Origin of the sequence: Halorubrum rubrum, assembly GCF_024494685.1 — an archaeon.
Lineage (GTDB): Archaea > Halobacteriota > Halobacteria > Halobacteriales > Haloferacaceae > Halorubrum > Halorubrum rubrum.
Genome location: NZ_JANHDM010000018.1, coordinates 1 through 18,815, shown reverse-complemented (window position 1 = coordinate 18,815; position 18,815 = coordinate 1). Strand labels below are relative to the sequence as shown.

Here is an 18,815-nt window from a genome sequence, read left to right as displayed (position 1 = left end):
CGGTGTGTATCGGAGGGTCAGACGCGCGAGCGTGTTCGCCGCGGTGGCCGCGCTCGCGGCGTTCGCACCGGCGCTCGGCCGCGCCGCCGCCGTTCCCTTCCTGGTCGCCGCCGGCGCGTTCCTCCTCGCCATCCGCGACGGCGAGTGGTTCGAGACCCTCGCGCTTCCCGGCGACAGGGAGGCGGATCGCCTCTACGGCGTCGGCGCGTTCGCGCTCGCGCTCGCCGGGCTCGCCGTCGTCGCCACGTTCCCTCCCGTCCCGCTGCCCGCCGGAGCGTTCGCGGCGGCCGCGCTCGCGGTCGGCGGCGGCCGGCTCGGTCGCGAATTCGTCCGGACGCGCTCCGACGACGAGTTCCGGCTCGTCGCCGGCTACCTCCTCGCCGGCGGCGTCGCCGCGGTCATCGGACAGGTGGCCTCCGGCGCGGCGGCCGAACTGATCGCCTCCGGCGGGCTCGGCGCGCCCGTCGGCTCGCTTCCCGAGTTCGCGTTCCTCGGCTCCGTCGCGGTCCTGACCGCGGCGCTCGTCCGGTCGCTCGTGTACGCGCGGGACGCCCACATCACGGTCGTCATCGTCGCGCTGGTCGCGTGGGGGTTCACGGCGCTCGCCCCGACCGTGACCGCCGTCGGCGTCGTCGCGGCGCTCGCCGTGACGGCCGGGCTCGGGTACGCCTCCTACGCGCTCGGGGCCGCCTCGGTGCCGGGGATGCTCACCGGGGTGCTGCTCTCGCTTCTCACCGTCGTGCTCGGTGGGGTGGCCTGGTTCCTCACGCTGATGGCCTTTTATGCGGGCGGGGGACTCGCCTCGAAGTACCGCTTCGAGGAGAAGGCCGACCGCGGCGTCGCCCAGGAGAACCAGGGTGCGCGCGGAACGGGGAACGTCCTCGCCAACTCGGCGGTCGCGCTCGCCGCACTCCTCGGGTACGCCGCGGCCGGCCACCTCGCGGTTCCCGAGTCGGTCTTCCGGCTCGCGTTCGCCGGCGCGGTCGCCACCGCGATGGCGGACACCCTCTCCTCGGAGATCGGCGGGCTCTTCGACGCCCCGCGGCTGATCACGACGCTCCGCCCGGTCGAGCCCGGCACCGACGGGGCCGTGACGTGGCAGGGGGGCGTCGCCGGGGCCGCCGGGGCGGCGCTGATCGCGGTCCTCGCCGTACCCCCCGTCTCGGTCCTCGACCCCGTCGTCGTCGGCAGCGTCCTCCGGGCCGGCGGCGTCGTGGTCCTCGCGGGCGTGTTCGGGATGACCGTCGACAGCGTCCTCGGCGCGTTGGTCGAGGGCGGCCGGATCGGCAACCAGACCGTGAACTTCCTCGCGACGCTCTCCGGCGCGGCCCTCGCGGTCGGCGTCGGCGTCGCGGTCGGGTGATCCCGATGACCGACCTCGACGGCCCCTCGGATCCGCGCGTCCGGCCGATCCGTCCCGCCGACGCCGACCGCGTTCGATCCCTCCAGCGACACCTCCGCGAGCCGAGTTCGGACTTGCTAGAGTACGGGATCGCGATCGGGTCCGGGTTCGTGAGCGTCGCTGACGCCCGCGCGGCGGACGACGCGGACGTCACCGAGGACGGTTCGGTCGCCGAGGGCGGTTCCGTCGTCGGCTACGCGCTCCCGGTGGACGCGCCGACGCGGTCCGGGTCTCACCTCGCCGAACTCGTGGTCGATCCCGCCTTCCGCCGGGAGGGTCGCGCCAGCGGACTCCTCGCGGCGGTCGTCGACGGCGCGGACGGCCCCGTGACGCTCCAGGCACATCCCGACAACGACGCCGCGCTCGCGCTCTACGAGGCGTGCGGGTTCGACGTGGTCGACCGCCGGCCGGACGCGTACGTCGACGGCGACGCGCTCGTGTTGCGTCGGGAGTAGACGGGTGGCCGCGTCACACGTTCGGGAACGGGGAGTGGAGATACCGGTTTCGTAGCTGTAATCGCGAACCATCTGCGAGAGGTGGATGCTTATTGGACGGGTGTTTCAGTAGCGGTTGGGATGAGTAGAAGGAGATCGTTGCTGGCGCGGTGACGACGTCCAAAGCCCCAGCCGGCTCCAGTCGAGGGCCTCGCTGCGCTCCTCGCTCACTTCGTTCGCTGCGGTGCTTGCGTCGGCCGTCTTCCCGGAGCCGGCTGTCCCTTTGAGTCCGCCCGCAACCGCCCCGCAACCGCACCTCACGCCTCCCCAACCTCGCCACTCGCGCTTTTCAAGCGCTCGTGGCGTCCCTCGCGGGCTCCTCGCGTCCCGTCGGGACGCGAGGAGGCGCGCCGACCGTTCGGACGATCGCTCGTTGCTTAGGCTGTATCGACCGCACTCGGACCGGAAGAGTCACTGTTGAGGAGGTCACCGAGATCGGCTGCGAACATCGCACTCACGAGTCGATCTCGCTGTGGAGTTCGAAGGGTAGTTACGATCTTCGTAAGCGGTAAGTCGTCGCCGACCCTCCCCGTCGTATGGACGACCTCGACCGCCGGATCCTCTCGATCCTGCGACGGGACGCGCGAACCCCCTACACCGAGATCGCCGACCGGGTCGGCACCTCCGAGGGGACGGTCCGCAACCGCGTCGACCGGCTGACCGAGGAGGGCATCATCGAGCGGTTCACCGTCACCACCCGGACCGGAAACGTGAAGGCGATGATCGAGATCTCCGTGGAGATGAACGTCGACACCGCCGCCGTCGGCGAGCGCATGGTGGAGTGGGAGGAAGTCGACTTCGTCTGGCAGGTCTCCGGCGAGGACGACATCGTCCTCGTCGTCGACGCGGTCGACACCCGCGCCGTCAACGAACTCATCACGCAGGCGCGCGAACTCGACGACGTCAAATCCACGAAGACCCGGCTGATCCTCGACGAGCGACTCGGCTGACCCGAAACGATCGCGGATGCAGTGAGACGAGCACCGACCGGCGACCCTCAGTTCTCGGTATCGAGGTCCGGCGACCGCTTCTCGGCGAGTTCCCGCTCCAGGCTTCCGCGCTCCCAGTTACGCACGGCGTTCCCCTCGATCTCGGCGTGGAGCTTCTCCTCGATCAGGTTGACCGCCACGCTGTTCGCTCCCTCCGGAATGATCAGGTCGGCGTGGCCCTTCGTCGGCTCGATGAACCGCTCGTGCATCGGCTTCACCGTCGAGAGGTACTGGTCGATCACGCCCTCCAGGTCGCGGCCGCGCTCGAGCACGTCGCGGCGGATCCGCCGGAGGATCCGCACGTCCGCGTCCGTCTCGACGTACAGCCGGAGGTCCATCATCCCGTTTATGTCCTCGTCGTGGAGCGCGAGGATCCCCTCGAGCACGATGACGTCGGTCGGCTCGACGGTGGTCCGCTCCTCCTTCCGGTTGTGGACCTCGAAGTCGTACCGGGGCATCTGGACCGATCGGCCCTCCAACAGCGTCTCGAGATGCTCGCGGAGGAGGGCCCACTCGAAGGCGGAGGGGTGGTCGTAGTTGACCTCGCGTCGCTCCTCGAAGGAGAGCTCCGAGCGGTCCTCGTAGTAGTTGTCGAGCGGGATCCGCGTGACGTCATCGCCGAAGTTCCGGGTGACGAGCCGGGAGACCGTCGTCTTCCCCGCGCCGGTCCCCCCCGCGATCCCGATCACGAACGAGGGTATGGTCATGGTCGCGTTCCGACGCCGGGGCGTTTCAAGGCTCCCTTTCCGCTTCGGTCCGCGTTCGTCCATCGCCGTGGTCGTCCGCTGGTCCGCATCGCCCGCCGAAGGGGATCCTACGCCCGGAGGCGTGATAACGGTACCGGGGGCAGTTTTTAGCCGTTCGCCGCCGATCCGCGAGTATGCGCATAGACACCACGGTTCGAGACGTGATGCATCGGGAGTTCCTCGGGGTCAGCGAGTCGGACCCGCTCGCCGACGCGGCCGCGCTGTTGGTCGAGGAGGGAACCGACTGCCTGGTCGTCCTCCGCGGCGGGGAAGCCGTCGGCCGGCTCGCCGCGCGGGACGCGCTCGCGGCCGTCCTCGAGGGCGACGTCGACGACGCGACCGTGGGATCGGTGATGCGGCCGCCGCTGCCGACGGTCGCCCCCGACGACGGGCTGCGGGCCGTCGAGGAGCGGCTGGTCGCGGAGGGGGTCGACCGCGTCGTCGTCGCCGCCGACGGGGAGGCGGTCGGGGTCGTCACCGCCCGCGACTCGCTCGCCGCGGGCGCGGCGCGGGAGGAGGATCCCCCCGAGGAGCCGACGGCCGCCGCCGACGTGCGGAACGGAGCGCGCCTCGAGACGACGCGGTCGGGGACCGCCGACGCCGCGCGCGGGTCCGAGCGGGCACGAACCGCGTCCTCGACGGACGCCGCCGGTGCCCCGACCCAGGGCGTCTGTGAGGTGTGCGGCGCGCTCGCACCGGATCTCGCGGACGCGAACGGACAGGCGATCTGTCCGAACTGCCGGGAGGTCTGAGCCGACGGATCGAGCGGCAGGCTCAAACGCGGCAGGCCACTACCACGAGCCGTGTCGAACTCCGAGGGACCGCGGATCGTCGCGGCGACCGTCGACGACGTCGACGCGATCACGGACCAGTGGGTGGCGCTCGCCCGCGGCCAGCGACGGCACGGGTCGACGCTGCTCGCGTCGGCGAACCGGTCCGCGGTCAGGGAGTGGGTCGCTCGGAGCGTCGTCACCGGCGAGCTGCTCGTGGCGCGAGACGGCGGGGAGAACGACGGGGCGAACGACGCGAAAGGCGGCGGGGAGAACGACGAGGCGGACGCCTCCGAGGGGGCGATCGTCGGCTTCGTGGCGTTCTCGCTCGAGCGCGACGGCTACGAACGCGACCGGACGCGCGGCGTCGTCAGCAACCTCTTCGTGACGCCGGAGCGCCGCGGCGAGGGGATCGGATCGGCGCTGCTCGCGACGGCCGAACGCGAGCTCGCGGCGGCGGGCGCTGACGCGGTCGCATTGGAGGCGCTCGCGGACAACGAGCGGGCGCGAGCGTTCTACGCCGACCGCGGATACGACCTCCACCGGGTCGAACTCCGCAAGGCGATCGACGACGAGGAGTGAGTCGTGTCGGGGATCCCTCCGGGAGGTTCGCCGAAAGCGACACGCACTCATACGAGCGCCGAGAACGTCCGGCCGCGCCAGGGGAGCATGGGTGGTTCATGCACTCGACTTGTAATCGAGACTTCCGGGGTTCAACTCCCTGCCCTGGCTTTCGACCGTCCGGCAGCCCCGGATTCGGCTTCTCCGACGACCGCGGCTACCGCTCGATCCCGCCCTGCTCTTTGATCCGCATGATGTGACGAACGTTGAGGTAGATCTCCTCGGGCGAAGTCACCTCGTCTGGATCGTACAGGTCTGACACGCGGTACAGCACCGCCGAGAGCTGCTTGCTCTCGGAACTGTCTCCCCGCACGTCGTCCGCGACCTCCCGGAGGAACGCCCGGACCTCCGCGTCGTCCACGAACGCCTCGCCCGCCGCGTCGGACGCCGAATCCGGCACGACCGGGTCGACGCCGGCGGCCTCAAGCGGATCGGCCGACTCGTCGCCGGGACTCTCTCCGTCACCGTCGTCCTCCCCGCGTTCCTCCCGTTCCTCGCCCCCGGTCATCGTCCCTCGCTGGCCTCGCGACGGCGGACGACGCCGGCGTTGTTCGCGACGTTTTCCGTGATCACTCGGAACGCGTCGGCGGTGTCGCCCTCCCCGAGCACGACCGGCGCGCCGTCGTCGCCGCCGGTCCGCACGGCCGGGTCGAGCGGGATCCCGCCGAGGAACGGCAGGTCGTGGTCGGCCGCCATCGCCTTCCCGCCGCCGGAGCCGAATATCTCGTGGAAGCCGCCGCAGTCGGGACACCGGAACCCGGACATGTTCTCCGCGATCCCGAGCACGTTCGTGTCGTGTTTGCCGAACATCCGGAGGCCCTTCACCGCGTCGTCGAGCGCCACGTCCTGTGGCGTGGTGACGATCACCGCGCCCGTGAGCGGCAGCGTCTGGAGGATCGTGAGCTGGGTGTCGCCGGTGCCCGGCGGGAGGTCCATCACGAGGTAGTCGAGCTCGCCCCACTCGACGTCCTCGACGAGCTGGGTGATGATCTTGTGGACCATCGGGCCGCGCCAGATGACGGGGTCGTCCTCGCCGGTGAGGAAGTCCATGCTCATGAGCTTCACGCCGTACCGCTCGGGCGGCACGATCGTCTCGCCGTCCGTCTGCGGGCGCTCCTCAGCGGCGACCATCCGCGGGACGTTCGGACCGTACACGTCCGCGTCGAAGAGGCCGACCCGCGCGCCGAGCGCCGAGAGCCCCGCCGCGAGGTTCACCGCCACCGTCGACTTCCCGACGCCGCCCTTCCCCGAGGCGACCGCGATCACGTTCTCGACGCCGGGCAGCACCTGTTCGTCCGCCGAGAGGTCCTCGGGGATCGACGCCGACAGCTCCACGTCGAGTCCCGAGTCCGCGAGCGCCGCCCGCACGTCGTCGGCGATCGTCGACTCGTGCGGCGAGAACGGGGCCCCGAGCGCGAGCGACACCCGCGCGGTCCCGCCGTCGATCTCGACGTCGTTCACCAGCCCGAGCGAGACGATGTCGTCGCCGAGGTCCGGGTCTTCGACCGCCCGTAGACGGTCCCGTACGTCCGCTTCGTTCATGTCCGGGAGGAGGGCGGAGACGCGAATAAGGGTTCCCCACCGACGGCGTCGCGGGCGGGTCCTCCACTGCGCGTCGATCCCGTCGCGACGGGACCGGGATCGGTCACTCGATCCGCGTGCCGACCGCCTCGCCGCGGAGGAACGCCTCCAGTCCCGCCGGACCGAAGACGGCCGCCGGCGCGTCGAGCGCGAGCAGCTCCGCGACCTTCGCCGCCATTCCGCCGGAGACGTCGGTCGCGTCGCTCGCACCGAGCGCGTCGGCGACCGCCTCGAAGGAGTCGATGCGCTCGATCACCGACCCTTCCTCGTCGAGGACGCCGGGAACGGTCGAACAGACGCCGATCCGGTCGGCCCCGAGCCCCGCGGCGAGTTCGACGACCAGTTCGTCGCCGGAGACGACCGTCACCCCCTCGGCTGCGGTCGCGACCCCGTCGCCGTGAAGCACCGGGACGAACCCCTCCCCGAGCAGCGTCGCCGTCGAGGAGAGCGGCAGGTCGAGGTCGCCCCCGACGCCCCCCGACCGCGCCGCGAGCGAGAGCGGGTGGACGGGAATCGCGGGCACGTCGCGGTCGCGAAGCGCCGAGATGACGGCCCGATTGAGCCGCACCATCGCGCCGTGGATATCCGTCACCGCGTCGTCGTCGTGGGTTCCCTCGGTCGTCGAGACGCCGTGTTCGCTGGCGTGGTGGTGCCCGAAGCTCCCGCCGCCGTGGACCACGACGAGCCGATCGACCGACCCGCCCAGCGCCCTCGCGACCGCGTCACAGGCGGCCGCGAGCGCCGACTCGTCGACGGTCTCGGGGCGGTCCTTCTCCGTGATCACGCTCCCGCCGAGCTTGAGCACGACGGGCGGATGGTCGGTGGCTGCGGACGGATCGTGGCCGGGAGCGGACGGGCCGTCGGCGGTCACGGCTCCACCACTCGGACGCCCTCGGTGGCGAGTTCGGCGCGGAACGCCTCCTCACATCCCTGCGTGAACGAGAGTGCGGTCGGCGTCTCCGCGCCGGGGTCGAGCGCGACGATACAGCCGCCCCCGCCGGCCCCGGTGAGCTTCGCGCCGTGTGCGCCCGCGTCCCGCGCCGCCCACACCATCGCATCGAGCGAGCGCGCCGAGACGCCGAGCGCGGCCAACAGGCCGTGGTTGAAGTCCATCAGGTCGCCGAGTTCCTCGAGCAGCTCGCGGGAGGGGTCCGCCTCGGGCACCGCCTCGGCCAGCAGCTCCTCGCCGTCGCGCACGATGTCGCCGATCGCCCGAACCGTGTCGGCTGCGAACCGGTACTCCTCGCGGAGTTCGCGAACGCCGGCGACGAGCGCGCCGGTGTCGCCCGCGCCGCCGTCGAACCCGATCACGAACGGGAGGTTCGGGGCGTCGATCGCCTCGCAGTCGTCCCCCTCGACCCGGACCGCCCCGCCCATCGTCGAGCAGAACGTGTCCGCGCGGGAGGCCTGGCCCTCCTGGACCTCGAACTCGGCGCGGTAGGCGCGGTCGGCCAGTTCCTTGCGGTCCAGCGGCTCGCCGAGCGCGCGCGTGGCCGCGTCGATCCCCGCGACGACGACGGCGGCCGACGACCCAAGCCCCGCGCCCAGCGGGATCTCGCTTTCGACCGTGATGTCGAAGCCGGCGTCGGGCGCGTCGGCCGCCGAGCGGGCCTGCCGGACCGCGGCGTCGACGTACCCCATCGCGGCCTCGACGAGCGGCGCTGGCGCGTCGATGTCGGGGCGGTCGCCGGTCCCGCCGGCGTACTCGACGGTGAATCCGTCGAGCGAGAGGTCCTCGGCGGTGACCCGGACGTGGTCGTCCTCCCGCGGCTCGGCAGTCACCCGAGCCCGGCGCTCTATCGCCGCCGGAACCGCGGGTTCGCCGTAGACGACGGCGTGTTCGCCGAAGAGGTACACCTTCCCCGGCGCTTCACAGACGGTCATACGACGACCGTCTCTCCGCGAGCATACAGTCGTTGCGCTTGCGTGGCGGTGATCTCGACCCGTCGATCACCCCTATCCGTCGATCTTCCCTCTCTTTTCGTCGGCGGCCGCCATCGCGTGTTCCATGTCACCGATCGTGTCGCTGCTCACGGAGGCCCTGGGCGCGTTCCTCGACGGCGTGCCGGTCGCGATACCTCGACTGCTCTCTGGACTGGTGTTCCTCGGGCTCGCGTACGTGACCGTTCGGATCGTTCTCGCGCTCGTCCGTTCGTCCATCGGGCGGGTGTACGTCGGCGAGCGCGAACTCGTGGGCGATCTGCTCGTCGCGCTCGGCGTCTCCTACGCGCTCTCGGAGACGATCGAGGACGCCGTCGCCGCCATCGAACTGCGGAAGACCCGGATCGACACGGACGCCGGCGACCGGATCGTGATGGCCAACCGAGAGATCGAGCCGCGGTGGACCCACGACGTGCCGGACGCCGAGGCCGGTTCGGGAACCGACTGAACGCCGGAGCCGTCGCTCGGCGGGAGCGCGTGGCGGGCAAAAAGGCGAGTCGAACTCGAATCGAACGGCCGGCTTACAGCTCGTCCTCGAAGTCCTCGAGGGCGAAGACGGTGTCCGCACCGCGGCGGTCGAGCGTCTCGTTGGCGAGCAGCCAGTAGACGACCGACAGTGCACGTCGACCCTTGTTGTTCGTGGGGATGACGAGGTCGACGTTCGACAGCTGGTTGTTGGAGTCGCACATCGCGATCACGGGGATGCCGACCGTGATCGCCTCCTTGACGGCCTGCGCGTCGCCGATCGGGTCCGTCACCACGACGACGTCCGGCTCGATGTAGCCGGCGTAGTCGGGGTTGGTGAGCGTGCCGGGGATGAACCGTCCGGTCCGGGCGCGCGCGCCGACCGCGTCGGCGAACTTCTCGGCCGGGAACCGGCCGTACTGCCGCGAGGAGGTGACGAGGATCTGCTCGGGATCGTAGTTCGCGAGGAAGTCGGCCGCCGTGCGGATCCGGCCGTCCGTCTCGCTCACGTCGAGCACGTAGAGCCCGTCGTCGCGGACGCGGTGGATGAACCGCTCCATGTCCTTCGTCTTCTGTTGGGTCCCGATGTGGACACCCGCGGAGAGGTAGTCCTCGACGGGGATGAGCAGGTCGACGTCGTCGTCGGGCATGACGTCGTCGTCGAACGGCGAGGCGTCCTCCTCGGCCTCGTCGCCCTCGATCGCCGCGTCGGCCGCCCCGACGTCGTCGGCCGCGGCGGTCGCTTCGTCCGTTCCGGCGTCGGCGGAGGCCTCCTCGGCACCCGCGTCGGCGGTCGATTCCTCGGTCGTGTCGGCCTCCTCCTCGACGTCCGCGTCGACCGCCTCGGTCTCGGCGTCCTCGTCGAGTTCGACCGCGTCGTTGTCTTCACTCATGCGTCGTGTGGGTCCGTCATACGGCGTCGTCCGCGATGCGGATCAGTTCGTTCAGCTTGGCGGTTCGCTCGCCGCCGACCGTGCCCGTCTTGATGTAGGCGGCGTCGGTCGCCACGGCGAGGTGTGCGATGGTCGTGTCCTCCGTCTCGCCCGAACGGTGGGAGATGACGCTCTCCATCCCGTTCCGGGTCGCGAGTTCGACCGCGTCGAACGCGTCCGAGAGCGTCCCGATCTGGTTCGGCTTGATCAGGATGCTGTTTCCCGCGCCGACGTCGATCCCCTCGCGGAGCCGATCGACGTTGGTGACGAACAGGTCGTCGCCGCAGATCAGCGTCCGGTCGCCCACGCGTTCGGTGAGCTCGGCGAACGCCTCGTAGTCGTTCTCGTCGAGCGGGTCCTCGACGTACGCGAGGTCGTACTCCTCGACGAGACCGGCGACGTACTCGATCTGCTCGTCCGTCGACTTGGTCTCCTCGCCGTAGACGTACGCGTCGCCCTCGTCGTCGTACAACTCCGCGGCGGCCATGTCGAGCCCGAAGCGGATCTCGAAGCCGACCTCCGCCTCGACCGTCTCGACGGCCTCCGCGACGACCTCGAACGCCTCCGCGTCCGAGATCGGCGGGGCCCACGCTCCCTCGTCGCCCTTCGCCGCGGGCACGCCGCGCTCGTCGAGCACGTCCGCGACCGCCGCGTGGACCGCGGCGTTCGCGAAGACGGCCTCGGAGACGCTCGGCGCGCCGACCGGCGCGGCGAGGAACTCCTGGATGTGGGTCGCCTCCTTGGCGTGTTCGCCGCCGCCGACGACGTTACCGAGCGGCACGGGGAAGTTGTCGCCGCGGAACGCGCCGCCCAAATGCTGGTACAGCGGCGCGCCGAGCACGTCCGCGCCGGCCTTCGCGGTCGCCATCGAGATGGCGACCGCGCTGTTCGCGCCGATCGCGGAGAAGTCGTCGGTGCCGTCCGCCGCGCGCAACGCGGCGTCGACCGACCGCTGGTCGCCGGCGAAGAGCCCCTCGAGCCGGGGAACCGCGCGCTCTCTCGCCTTCGCGATCGACTCCTCGGCGGGGAGCTCGATCGCCTCGTACTCGCCGGTCGACGCGCCGCTCGGCGCGGCCGCGCGACCGAAGCCGCCGGACTCGGTGAGCACGTCCGCCTCGACCGTCGGGTTCCCCCGCGAGTCGAGGATACGGCGCAGCGACACGTTGGTGATCCGGGTCACGCGTCGGCCTCCCTCCGGACCGTGAACGGAAGCGCGCCCGCGTCGTACTCCTCGGCGGCGACGAGGATCGGCTCCGTCTGGTTCGTCTCGATCAGCACGGGAGCCCCGTAGGACACCTGTAGGGCGCGCGCCCCGAGGATCCGCGCCTTCTCGTACCGATTGTATCTCTGTGTTGACATTCTTACTGGTACGGCGAGACGACGTCGACGAGATCCCGGTGGCTTACCAGCATCCGCCGACAGCAGTGTCGGTTCACGCCGAGGTCGTCGAGCACCTCGCCGGGATCCTCCTCGCCCTCGCGAGCGCGCTCTTTGAACTCCTCCCAGTGTTCACCCACGACGTTGCCGCACGTGAAACACCGGACGGGGATCATCATGACTGGATCACCTCAGCGGTAGGACTTCTGGTAGCGGGCACGCGCGCCGGGTCCGCCCCACTTCTTGGGTTCGGACTGGCGAACGTCGTTGACCAGCAGCGTGCGATCGAAGCTCATGTACGCGTCGCGCAGCTCGGCGTCGCCGAGGTGCTGAACGAGCCCGCGGGCGATGGCGGTCCGCGTCGCGTCCGCCTGGCCGTTGAACCCGCCGCCGGTCACGTCGATGTCGATGTCGACGTCGTCGCGGATCGCCTCGCCGGCGATGCGGAACGGTTCCAGCATCTTGAGACGCGCCTGCTGTGGTTCGACCAGCTCGACCGGCTGGGAGTTGATTCGAACGCGGCCCTCGCCGTCGCGCACGGTGGCGCGGGCGACGGCCGTCTTCTTCTTGCCCGAGGTGTTAGTTACCATGTGACGTTAGCTCCCAGGGACTCGGAGACGTCCCCGAGCGTGGTGAACTTGATGTTCGAGAGTCGGTCCAGCGACGTGCCGTCGAGGACGACCGCCTCGGCGTCCTCGTCGCGCTCGTAGGGGTTGCCCACGTAGACGCGGACGTTCGAGAGCGCCTCGCGGCCGTCCTCGCTCTTGTACGGCAGCATGCCGCGAATGGCCCGCTTGAAGATGCGGTCCGGACGCTTGGGGTAGTACGGCCCGCTGTCCGAGCCGAGGTTCGCGCGGGTGTGGTAGGTGTCCATCGTCGCCTCCTCGTTGCCGGTGATCACCGCGTGTTCGGCGTTGACCACGGCCACCGTCTCCCCGTCGAGGACGCGCTGGGCGACCTTCGAGGAGACCCGACCCAGGATACAGTCCCGGGCGTCGACGACGACGTCGGCGTCGACCTTCGCGAGGCTCATCGGATCACCCGGACGTTGCCGCCCTCGGGGTTGTCCTCGACGAACTGGTCGAGCGACACCGCCTCGCCGGCCTGGTCGATCTTCGTGCGGGCGGTGCCCGAGAAGTCGACGGCGGCGACGGTGACGCTCTTCTCTAAGACGCCGCTGCCCAGCACCTTGCCGGGAACGACGACCGTCTCGTCTTCGTTTGCGTACCGTTCGATGCGACCCAGATTGACCTCGGCGTGGGTACGCCGTGGCTTCTCCAGTCGGTCGGCGACGTCCTGCCATACGTTGGCACCGGAGTCACGCGAGACCGACTTCAGATCGGCGATGAGGTTCTGTAAGTTCGGATTCGTCTTGCTACTCATAGCTGTCCCTCCCTGTGGGGGGTTCCTGAAAAGCGGAGTGCAGGGAGCAGGATTTGAACCTGCGGACCTCTACAGGACAGCGCCCTGAACGCTGCGCCGTTGGCCTGACTTGGCTATCCCTGCGTGCACTCCTGGGTAATCCGGCTCCCTTCAAACCACTTTCGGTCCCGCCGTTCGGGGCCGCGCCGTCGTCCGCGACGGCGTCGCCGCTCGCGACCGGGGCGAGCGCCGTGTACGTGGTTCGGGGAGTCGACATTCCTTAGACCGCGACCTTCGTTCGAAGTTCGTCCGCGCGCTCCTCGAGGGAGTCGATCGCGCGGAGCAGCAGTTCCTCGACCGTGAACGAGCCGTCCGTCTCGATGTGGAAGACGAACGCGCCGGGGACGTCCTCGACGCGCACCTCCTTTCCGGGGTACCGCTCCGAGAGGTCGTTGCCGAACTCGTCGGTGGCGACGACCTCCCCTTCGGGGGTCTCGATGACGCCCCGGAGGACGCGCGGCTCCTCGTCGTCGAACTCGCCGCGGTCGCCCTCGACCGAGACGCGCTGGAGGTGTCGGTAGCCGACGGAGACGCCGCCCTGGTGTTTGGCGTGCTCTCTGCCGGCCTCGAGGACCGCGTCGGCCTCGAACTCCAGCCGCTGTCCCTCCTTCAGTTCGACGATGGGAACGTTCTCGTCCGCGGGTTCGACCATCGGCTCTGCGGACTCGATGTCCCCGGAGTAGGCGGTGGCCGGTCCCTCGACGTCGAGCGCGAGCGTGACGGTGTCGCCGATCTCGAACTCGTCGAGCGGCGTCGTCAGCGGAACGAGCCCCAATCGCAGCCCGATCATCTCGTCGAACATCACGGAGGAGTTCTCGACGAACCGCACCGTGTCGATCGAGAACGTCGGGACGTCGGCGATCATCGCGCGGCGGATGCCGTTCGCGAACGCCGGCGTGAGCCCGCGGATCAGGACCCGCGCGCTGCGATCGTCCCGTTCGACGTACTCCACGTCGAAGTCGGCTTCCGTCATGTCAGACTCGCTTGTTCTTTGGCGCCTTCGTCCCGTCGTGCGGGATGGGCGTGACGTCCTCGATGCGCCCGATCTCGACGCCCGCGCGCGACAGCGCGCGGATCGTCGCCTGCGCACCGGGGCCGGTCGACTTGTTGAGGTTGCCGCCGGGGCCGCGCACGCGGACGTGGACGCCCTCCAAGCCGGCCTCCTTGACCCGCTCGGCGACGACCTCGGCCATCTGCATGGCGGCGTACGGCGACGCCTCGTCTCGGTTCTGCTTCACCACGGTGCCGCCGGACGACTTGGCGATCGTCTCGGCGCCCGTCTCGTCGGTGACCGTGATGAGCGTGTTGTTGAACGACGCGTACACGTGGGCGATGCCCCACTTTCCGTCCTCGGATCCACTCATAATTGGTTACTCCTGTGACTCCGCGCGCTCGGGGTGTAGGTCGTCCGCGAGCGGACTCGTCTCGTCGAAGGCGATCGCGCCCTCGTCGCTCACGTCGACCTTCACCGAGGGTCGCGTTACGCGCGCCCCGTCGACGGTGACGTGTCCGTGAACGATGAACTGGCGGGCCTGCTTCGTCGAGGAGGCGAACCCCTGTCGGTACGCCACCGTCTGCAGGCGGCGCTCGAGGAGGTCCGTCACGTCGAGCGACAGGACCGCGGAGATGTCGTCGTTGTCGCCGAGGATGCCGATGCGGCGGAGCCGTGCGACGAACTCCGCGCCGGCCTCCTGGGCGACCTCGACGTCACCCTGGGCCTCGCCGAGGAGGCGTCGCGCCTCCCGGCGCATGCGACGCAGTTCCGACTGCGCGCGCCAGAGCTCCTCTTTGTTCTTCAGGCCGTACCGCGAGAGGAGGTCGGACTCCTCGGCGATCCGCTCGCCCTGGTACGGGTGGTTCGGCGTCTCGTAGCCTTTGGTGTTCTTGCCGGTGCTCATTCCTCGTCACCCGCTTCCTCGTCGGCCATCTCCTCGCGGATCTCCTCGACGTTGACGCCGATGGTCCCCTCGGTCCGGCCCGTGGACTTCGTCCGCTGGCCGCGGACCTTCTGGCCGCGCTTGTGGCGGACGCCCTTGTACGATTCGATCTGCTTCATCCGGTTGATGTCGTGACGCCGTTTCTCGTTGACGTCCGTGCCCACGAGGTGGGTCGTCTCCCCGGTGAAGAAGTCGCTCTGTCGGTTGGTCATCCATGACGGGACGTGGTCCTCGAGGTTCTCGGCGACGTCGACCACCGCCTCGATGTCCTCCTCGTCGAGGAGCCCGAACGTGGACGTTCGGTCCACGCCGGCCTCCTCGGCGACCAGCCGCGCCATGCGCGTGCCGATGCCGTTGAGTTCAGATAGGCTTCGCTCGACCGTCTTCGTCCCGTCGAGGTCCGCGCCCCCGATCCGAACGAAGTACTGGAGGTCTTCCTCCTCCTCCGGCGAGTCGTCCTGTGATTCTTCCGTGCTCATGTGTTGATCGCAGTGAGCCCTACCGGCGCGATCCGGCGGTGCTCGGTCGTGTCGAGCGTTGCGGCGGGGATTCGAACCCCGGAGGCAGTGACGCCACAGAGTTAGCAACCCTGCGCCTTGGGCCAGGCTTGGCTACCGCAACTCGCGTCGTATCGTCGCCCTCGCGGACTCGGGGTCCGGCACCCCTGCAGTTCGTGCGTCCTGATCAACCGCGCTTCACTACTTAAACATCACGAAAGCCCCGGGACGTGGCTCCCGTTGACACGGGCGATCCAGGGCATCGAGGAGCGCCCGCGAGGGCCGCCGCCGACACCGATTGCCATACCGTTTAGTGGTCCCCCGCGATGGGTGTCTCCATGAAGGCCGTCCAGTTCGACGCCCACGGCGACCGCGACGTGATCGAGTACGGCGAGTTCCCGGACCCCGAACCCGACCGCGGGGAGGTGCTCGTCGACGTCAAGGCCGGCGCGGTGAACCACCTCGACGTCTGGACCCGCCGCGGGCTCCCCGGCGTCGACCTCGACATGCCGCATGTCCCCGGCAGCGACGCGGCGGGCGTCGTCGAGGCGGTCGGCGAGGGCGTCGATCGGTTCGAGCCCGGCGACCGCGTCGCGGTGAGCGCGGGCGTCGCCTGCGGGAACTGCGAGTTCTGCCGGGACGGCGAGGAGTCGCTCTGCGTCTCCTTTCACATTTTGGGCGAGCACGTCCGCGGCGTTCACGCCGAACGGGCGGCGGTGCCCGCCGAGAACCTCGTTCCGGTCCCGTCGGGCGTCGACTGGGAGGTGGCCGGCTCCGCGTCGCTCGTCTTCCAGACGGCGTGGCGGATGCTCCACACGCGCGCGGACGTGGAGGCTGGCGAGTCGGTGCTCGTCCTCGGCGCGTCCGGCGGCGTCGGCCACGCCGCGGTCCAGATCGCGGACCACGCCGGCTGTGAGGTGTTCGCGACCGCCTCGAGCGAGGAGAAGCTCGCACACGCCGAGGCGTGCGGGGCCGACCACGCCATCGACTACGAGGCGAACGACTTCGCCGCGGAGGTCGCCGATCTGACCGGGAAACGCGGCGTCGACGTCGTCGTCGACCACGTCGGCGAGGCGACGTACCCCGACTCGCTGAAGTCCATGGCCAAGGGCGGCAGGCTCGTCACCTGCGGCGCGACCACCGGCCCGAACCCGGACGCGGGGCTCAACCGGATCTTCTGGAACCAGCTCTCCGTGATCGGCTCGACGATGGCGACGCCGGGGGAGGTCGACGACGCCCTCGAACTCGTCTGGGACGGCACCTTCGAGCCCCGGATCCGCGAGACGCTCCCGATGAGCGAGGCCGCGCGCGCCCACGAGCTGATCGAGAACCGTGAGGGCTTTGGCAAAGTGGTCCTGAGACCGGACAGTGAGCTCTGAGACCGATGCGGACGGCGGGTACGTCCACACGCCGGACGACGCCCCGGACGGCGGCGACGCCGGTCCCGCGACCGACGCGGATCGCTCCGCGTCCGTCGACGCCGCCGACCCCGCGGGACGCCCCGGCGACTCCGCGGAACCGGCCGCCGACGGCTTCGGTCGGAAGGGATGGGCGCTGACCGCCGTACTGTTCACCTGCGTCCTCGTCATCCCCGGAATCATCTACGCGTACCCGTACGTCCCCGGAGCGTTCGGGTTCACCTTCTTCGCGACGTACCTCGCGCTCCCGCTCGTCCCCGCGGTTCTGCTCGGGCTCGTCGCGGTCTGGTCGATGACGGCCGCGACGGAGTAGCACGCGAGGAACTCCCACGCGGGAGCCGCTCCGGACGCGAACGACAATCGTTTTGAACGGGCCTGCCGGAGGGTGGATATGTTGATCACCGTCTCCGGCCCGCCGGGAAGCGGGAAGAGCACGAACGCCGCGGGGCTCGCCGAGGCGCTCGGGCTCGACCACGTCTCCGGCGGCGACATATTCCGAGAGATGGCTGCGGACCGCGGCATGACGCCCGTCGAGTTCAACGAGCACGCCGAGGACGACGGCGACATCGACCGCGACCTCGACCGCCGCCTCCGCGAGATCGCGACGACCAGCGAGGCGGTCGTGCTCGAGTCGCGGCTGGCCGGCTGGCTCGCCGGCGACCACGCCGACCTGCGGTTCTGGTTCGACGCCCCCGTCGCGGTCCGCGCCGAGCGGATCGCCGACCGGGAGGACAAGCCCGTCTCGCAGGCCCGCGAGGAGACGCTCCGCCGCGAGGCCTCCGAGCGAAAGCGGTACCTCGAGTACTACGACGTCGACATCGACGACCTCTCGATCTACGACGCCGCCTACAACACCGCCCGCTGGGGCCCCGACCGGTTCCTCGAGGCGCTCGTCTCCACGGTCGAGGCGTACGACCCCGACGACGACGAGGGGAAGGTGCCGATCGAGGGCGTCTCCTACGACTTCTGACCCGCGGACGCCGGGACCCAAGCACACACGGACACCAACATGACCGACGACACCGACGCCGGGTCCGACGACTCCGCCGATCCCCTGAGCGACGACGCCGATCTCGCGAGCGACGACCCGATCCGCGCCCCGCCCGGCGAGCGGTCGGTCCCGGAGCTGCTCCGGTTCGGCGTCGTCAACGTCGACAAGCCCGCAGGACCCTCCTCACACCAACTCTCCGCGTGGATCCGCGACGCGATCAACGACGCGCTCGCGGTCATCGACCCCGACGGGCCGCGGATCGACGGCGTCGCCCACGCGGGCACGCTCGATCCCAAGGTCACCGGCTGTCTCCCGACGCTCACGGGCACCGCGACCCGGATGGCGCAGGTGTTCCTCGAGGGCGGAAAGGAGTACGTCTCCGTGCTGGAGCTCCACGGTCCCGCGCCCGCAGACTTCGAGGACGTCGCCGCGGAGTTCGAGGCGGAGATCTACCAGAAGCCCCCCCGGAAGAGCGCGGTCACCCGCCGGCTCCGGACTCGGACGGTCCACGACCTCGACGTGCTCGAACTCGAGGAGCGGCGCGCCCTGCTCCGGATCGGCTGCGAGTCGGGCACGTACGTCCGCAAGCTGTGTCACGACCTCGGGCTCGCCGCCGGCGTCGGCGCGCACATGGGACACCTCCGGCGGACCGCCACGGACCCCTTCGACGACGCGGACCTCCACGCGCTTCAGGACCTCGTCGACGCGCTCGCGTGGGCGGAGGAAGGGAAAGAGGAACCGCTCCGCGAGGTGGTCCGCCCCGCCGAGGAGGCGCTGGTTCACCTTCCCTCGGTGACGATCGCGCCCTCCGCCGCCCGCAACGTCGCCACCGGCGCGCCCGTCTACGCGCCCGGCGTGATCGACAGCGATCTGGACGCGGCCGACGCTGCGGACACGGCGAACCACGAAGACCAAACGGAACCCCCGCTCGTCGCCTGTTACGTGCCGAACGGGACGGCCGTCTGTCTCGGCCGGTTCGTCGGCGACCCGGACGCCGAGTCGGGGGCGGCCGTCGCGCTCGAACGCGTTCTTTTATAACTCCGCCGGCAGCCGTTCGCGGTGTTAAGTTAAGAAAGAGGCGGTCGGTAGTTCGAATGTCCATGTCCGAATCCAACCGCCTCAGCGAGTCTACCGAGTGGATCGACTTGGAATTTGTGGAGCGAGAGCGGACACCCCGCGAGATCATTGAAAAGGGTATTCGCCACCATCTTGCCGGTCTATCACTTTCGAAT

The 18,815-nt window shown here is 70.1% G+C and carries 26 protein-coding genes, 3 tRNA genes and 1 pseudogene; 12 read left to right on the top strand and 18 right to left on the bottom strand.

Annotated elements, in window-relative coordinates:
• Window positions 1-4: 4 nt before the first annotated feature.
• From NO889_RS15790 to NO889_RS15780, 3 genes are all read left to right on the top strand, one after another.
• Window positions 5-1,363 carry a DUF92 domain-containing protein gene (locus NO889_RS15790; protein WP_256413182.1) on the top strand — a complete coding sequence of 453 codons (1,359 nt, stop codon included), beginning with the start codon at window positions 5-7 and terminating at the stop codon, window positions 1,361-1,363.
• 5 nt (window positions 1,364-1,368) lie between these two features.
• Window positions 1,369-1,857: a GNAT family N-acetyltransferase gene (locus NO889_RS15785; RefSeq protein WP_256413181.1), complete on the top strand. Its 489-nt coding sequence runs from the start codon at window positions 1,369-1,371 to the stop codon at window positions 1,855-1,857.
• A gap of 575 nt (window positions 1,858-2,432) precedes the next feature.
• On the top strand, window positions 2,433-2,846 hold the full coding sequence (locus tag NO889_RS15780; protein ID WP_066417468.1) for an Lrp/AsnC family transcriptional regulator: 414 nt from the start codon (window positions 2,433-2,435) through the stop codon (window positions 2,844-2,846).
• A 47-nt stretch (window positions 2,847-2,893) separates the two neighbouring features.
• On the opposite strand, the gene udk is transcribed toward NO889_RS15780, so the two are convergent.
• Complete coding sequence (gene udk / locus NO889_RS15775; protein WP_256413180.1) at window positions 2,894-3,592, bottom strand: uridine kinase; 699 nt, start codon at window positions 3,590-3,592, stop codon at window positions 2,894-2,896.
• Between the two features lie 173 nt (window positions 3,593-3,765).
• Here udk and NO889_RS15770 point away from each other — a divergent pair, with 173 nt between their 5' ends.
• The 3 genes from NO889_RS15770 (at window position 3,766) to NO889_RS15760 (ending at window position 5,133) form a co-directional block, all read left to right on the top strand.
• A complete protein-coding gene (locus tag NO889_RS15770) occupies window positions 3,766-4,383 on the top strand; it encodes a CBS domain-containing protein (protein ID WP_256413179.1) in 618 nt (205 codons plus the stop codon).
• Window positions 4,384-4,434: 51 nt separating this feature from the next.
• Window positions 4,435-4,983: a GNAT family N-acetyltransferase gene (locus NO889_RS15765; protein ID WP_256413178.1), complete on the top strand. Its 549-nt coding sequence runs from the start codon at window positions 4,435-4,437 to the stop codon at window positions 4,981-4,983.
• Between the two features lie 76 nt (window positions 4,984-5,059).
• Window positions 5,060-5,133, top strand: a tRNA-Thr gene (locus NO889_RS15760).
• Window positions 5,134-5,179: 46 nt separating this feature from the next.
• On the opposite strand, the gene NO889_RS15755 is transcribed toward NO889_RS15760, so the two are convergent.
• The 4 genes from NO889_RS15755 to mvk all read right to left on the bottom strand — a co-directional run bounded on the left by NO889_RS15755 (window position 5,180) and on the right by mvk (window position 8,487).
• Window positions 5,180-5,530 carry a DUF7976 family protein gene (locus NO889_RS15755; protein ID WP_256413177.1) on the bottom strand — a complete coding sequence of 117 codons (351 nt, stop codon included), beginning with the start codon at window positions 5,528-5,530 and terminating at the stop codon, window positions 5,180-5,182.
• The gene (locus tag NO889_RS15750) at window positions 5,527-6,564 is read right to left on the bottom strand and encodes an Mrp/NBP35 family ATP-binding protein (protein WP_256413176.1); all 1,038 of its coding nucleotides are present in this window, start codon (window positions 6,562-6,564) and stop codon (window positions 5,527-5,529) included. The genes NO889_RS15755 and NO889_RS15750 overlap by 4 nt, the downstream gene beginning before the upstream one ends.
• A gap of 103 nt (window positions 6,565-6,667) precedes the next feature.
• A complete protein-coding gene (locus NO889_RS15745) occupies window positions 6,668-7,474 on the bottom strand; it encodes an isopentenyl phosphate kinase (protein WP_379787738.1) in 807 nt (268 codons plus the stop codon).
• The gene (gene mvk / locus NO889_RS15740; RefSeq protein WP_256413175.1) at window positions 7,471-8,487 is read right to left on the bottom strand and encodes a mevalonate kinase; all 1,017 of its coding nucleotides are present in this window, start codon (window positions 8,485-8,487) and stop codon (window positions 7,471-7,473) included. Before mvk ends, NO889_RS15745 begins: the two co-directional genes overlap by 4 nt.
• Window positions 8,488-8,611: 124 nt before the next feature.
• On the opposite strand from mvk, the gene NO889_RS15735 reads away from it, so the two are divergent.
• Entirely contained in the window at window positions 8,612-8,992 is a 381-nt protein-coding gene (locus tag NO889_RS15735) for a hypothetical protein (RefSeq protein WP_256413174.1), read from the top strand.
• A gap of 73 nt (window positions 8,993-9,065) precedes the next feature.
• Here the strand turns inward: NO889_RS15735 and rpsB are convergent, their stop codons facing one another.
• From rpsB to NO889_RS15670, 13 genes are all read right to left on the bottom strand, one after another.
• Window positions 9,066-9,902, bottom strand: coding sequence for a 30S ribosomal protein S2 (rpsB, locus tag NO889_RS15730; protein ID WP_256413173.1), 837 nt, complete (start codon window positions 9,900-9,902; stop codon window positions 9,066-9,068).
• A gap of 16 nt (window positions 9,903-9,918) precedes the next feature.
• Entirely contained in the window at window positions 9,919-11,121 is a 1,203-nt protein-coding gene (eno, locus tag NO889_RS15725) for a phosphopyruvate hydratase (RefSeq protein ID WP_256413172.1), read from the bottom strand.
• Window positions 11,118-11,300: a DNA-directed RNA polymerase subunit K gene (locus NO889_RS15720; RefSeq protein WP_256413171.1), complete on the bottom strand. Its 183-nt coding sequence runs from the start codon at window positions 11,298-11,300 to the stop codon at window positions 11,118-11,120. Before NO889_RS15720 ends, eno begins: the two co-directional genes overlap by 4 nt.
• Window positions 11,301-11,302: 2 nt before the next feature.
• A complete protein-coding gene (locus tag NO889_RS15715) occupies window positions 11,303-11,497 on the bottom strand; it encodes a DNA-directed RNA polymerase subunit N (protein ID WP_149783217.1) in 195 nt (64 codons plus the stop codon).
• Between the two features lie 12 nt (window positions 11,498-11,509).
• Window positions 11,510-11,908, bottom strand: a complete 399-nt coding sequence (locus tag NO889_RS15710) for a 30S ribosomal protein S9 (protein ID WP_256413170.1) — start codon at window positions 11,906-11,908, stop codon at window positions 11,510-11,512.
• The gene (locus NO889_RS15705) at window positions 11,902-12,351 is read right to left on the bottom strand and encodes a 50S ribosomal protein L13 (RefSeq protein WP_142986396.1); all 450 of its coding nucleotides are present in this window, start codon (window positions 12,349-12,351) and stop codon (window positions 11,902-11,904) included. The genes NO889_RS15710 and NO889_RS15705 overlap by 7 nt, the downstream gene beginning before the upstream one ends.
• Window positions 12,348-12,701: a 50S ribosomal protein L18e gene (locus NO889_RS15700; protein WP_256413169.1), complete on the bottom strand. Its 354-nt coding sequence runs from the start codon at window positions 12,699-12,701 to the stop codon at window positions 12,348-12,350. The genes NO889_RS15705 and NO889_RS15700 overlap by 4 nt, the downstream gene beginning before the upstream one ends.
• 38 nt (window positions 12,702-12,739) lie before the next feature.
• Window positions 12,740-12,824: transfer RNA gene (locus NO889_RS15695), tRNA-Leu, on the bottom strand.
• Between the two features lie 136 nt (window positions 12,825-12,960).
• Window positions 12,961-13,713 (bottom strand): DNA-directed RNA polymerase subunit D, encoded by a 753-nt coding sequence (locus NO889_RS15690; RefSeq protein ID WP_256413168.1) that lies wholly within the window; start codon window positions 13,711-13,713, stop codon window positions 12,961-12,963.
• A 1-nt stretch (window position 13,714) separates the two neighbouring features.
• Entirely contained in the window at window positions 13,715-14,104 is a 390-nt protein-coding gene (locus NO889_RS15685) for a 30S ribosomal protein S11 (protein WP_066417396.1), read from the bottom strand.
• 6 nt (window positions 14,105-14,110) lie between these two features.
• A complete protein-coding gene (locus NO889_RS15680) occupies window positions 14,111-14,638 on the bottom strand; it encodes a 30S ribosomal protein S4 (RefSeq protein ID WP_256413167.1) in 528 nt (175 codons plus the stop codon).
• Window positions 14,635-15,156 (bottom strand): 30S ribosomal protein S13, encoded by a 522-nt coding sequence (locus tag NO889_RS15675; RefSeq protein ID WP_256413166.1) that lies wholly within the window; start codon window positions 15,154-15,156, stop codon window positions 14,635-14,637. The genes NO889_RS15680 and NO889_RS15675 overlap by 4 nt, the downstream gene beginning before the upstream one ends.
• Window positions 15,157-15,212: 56 nt before the next feature.
• Window positions 15,213-15,298 (bottom strand) — tRNA-Ser (locus tag NO889_RS15670).
• A 214-nt stretch (window positions 15,299-15,512) separates the two neighbouring features.
• On the opposite strand from NO889_RS15670, the gene NO889_RS15665 reads away from it, so the two are divergent.
• From NO889_RS15665 to NO889_RS15645, 5 genes and pseudogenes are all read left to right on the top strand, one after another.
• Complete coding sequence (locus NO889_RS15665; RefSeq protein ID WP_256413165.1) at window positions 15,513-16,553, top strand: zinc-binding dehydrogenase; 1,041 nt, start codon at window positions 15,513-15,515, stop codon at window positions 16,551-16,553.
• Window positions 16,543-16,905: a DUF7977 family protein gene (locus NO889_RS15660; protein WP_256413164.1), complete on the top strand. Its 363-nt coding sequence runs from the start codon at window positions 16,543-16,545 to the stop codon at window positions 16,903-16,905. Before NO889_RS15665 ends, NO889_RS15660 begins: the two co-directional genes overlap by 11 nt.
• Window positions 16,906-16,983: 78 nt before the next feature.
• Window positions 16,984-17,562, top strand: a complete 579-nt coding sequence (cmk, locus tag NO889_RS15655; RefSeq protein WP_256413163.1) for a (d)CMP kinase — start codon at window positions 16,984-16,986, stop codon at window positions 17,560-17,562.
• Window positions 17,563-17,601: 39 nt separating this feature from the next.
• Window positions 17,602-18,621 carry an RNA-guided pseudouridylation complex pseudouridine synthase subunit Cbf5 gene (locus NO889_RS15650; RefSeq protein ID WP_256413162.1) on the top strand — a complete coding sequence of 340 codons (1,020 nt, stop codon included), beginning with the start codon at window positions 17,602-17,604 and terminating at the stop codon, window positions 18,619-18,621.
• 62 nt (window positions 18,622-18,683) lie between these two features.
• Window positions 18,684-18,815, top strand: a pseudogene (locus NO889_RS15645) (IS6 family transposase); the annotation flags it as partial.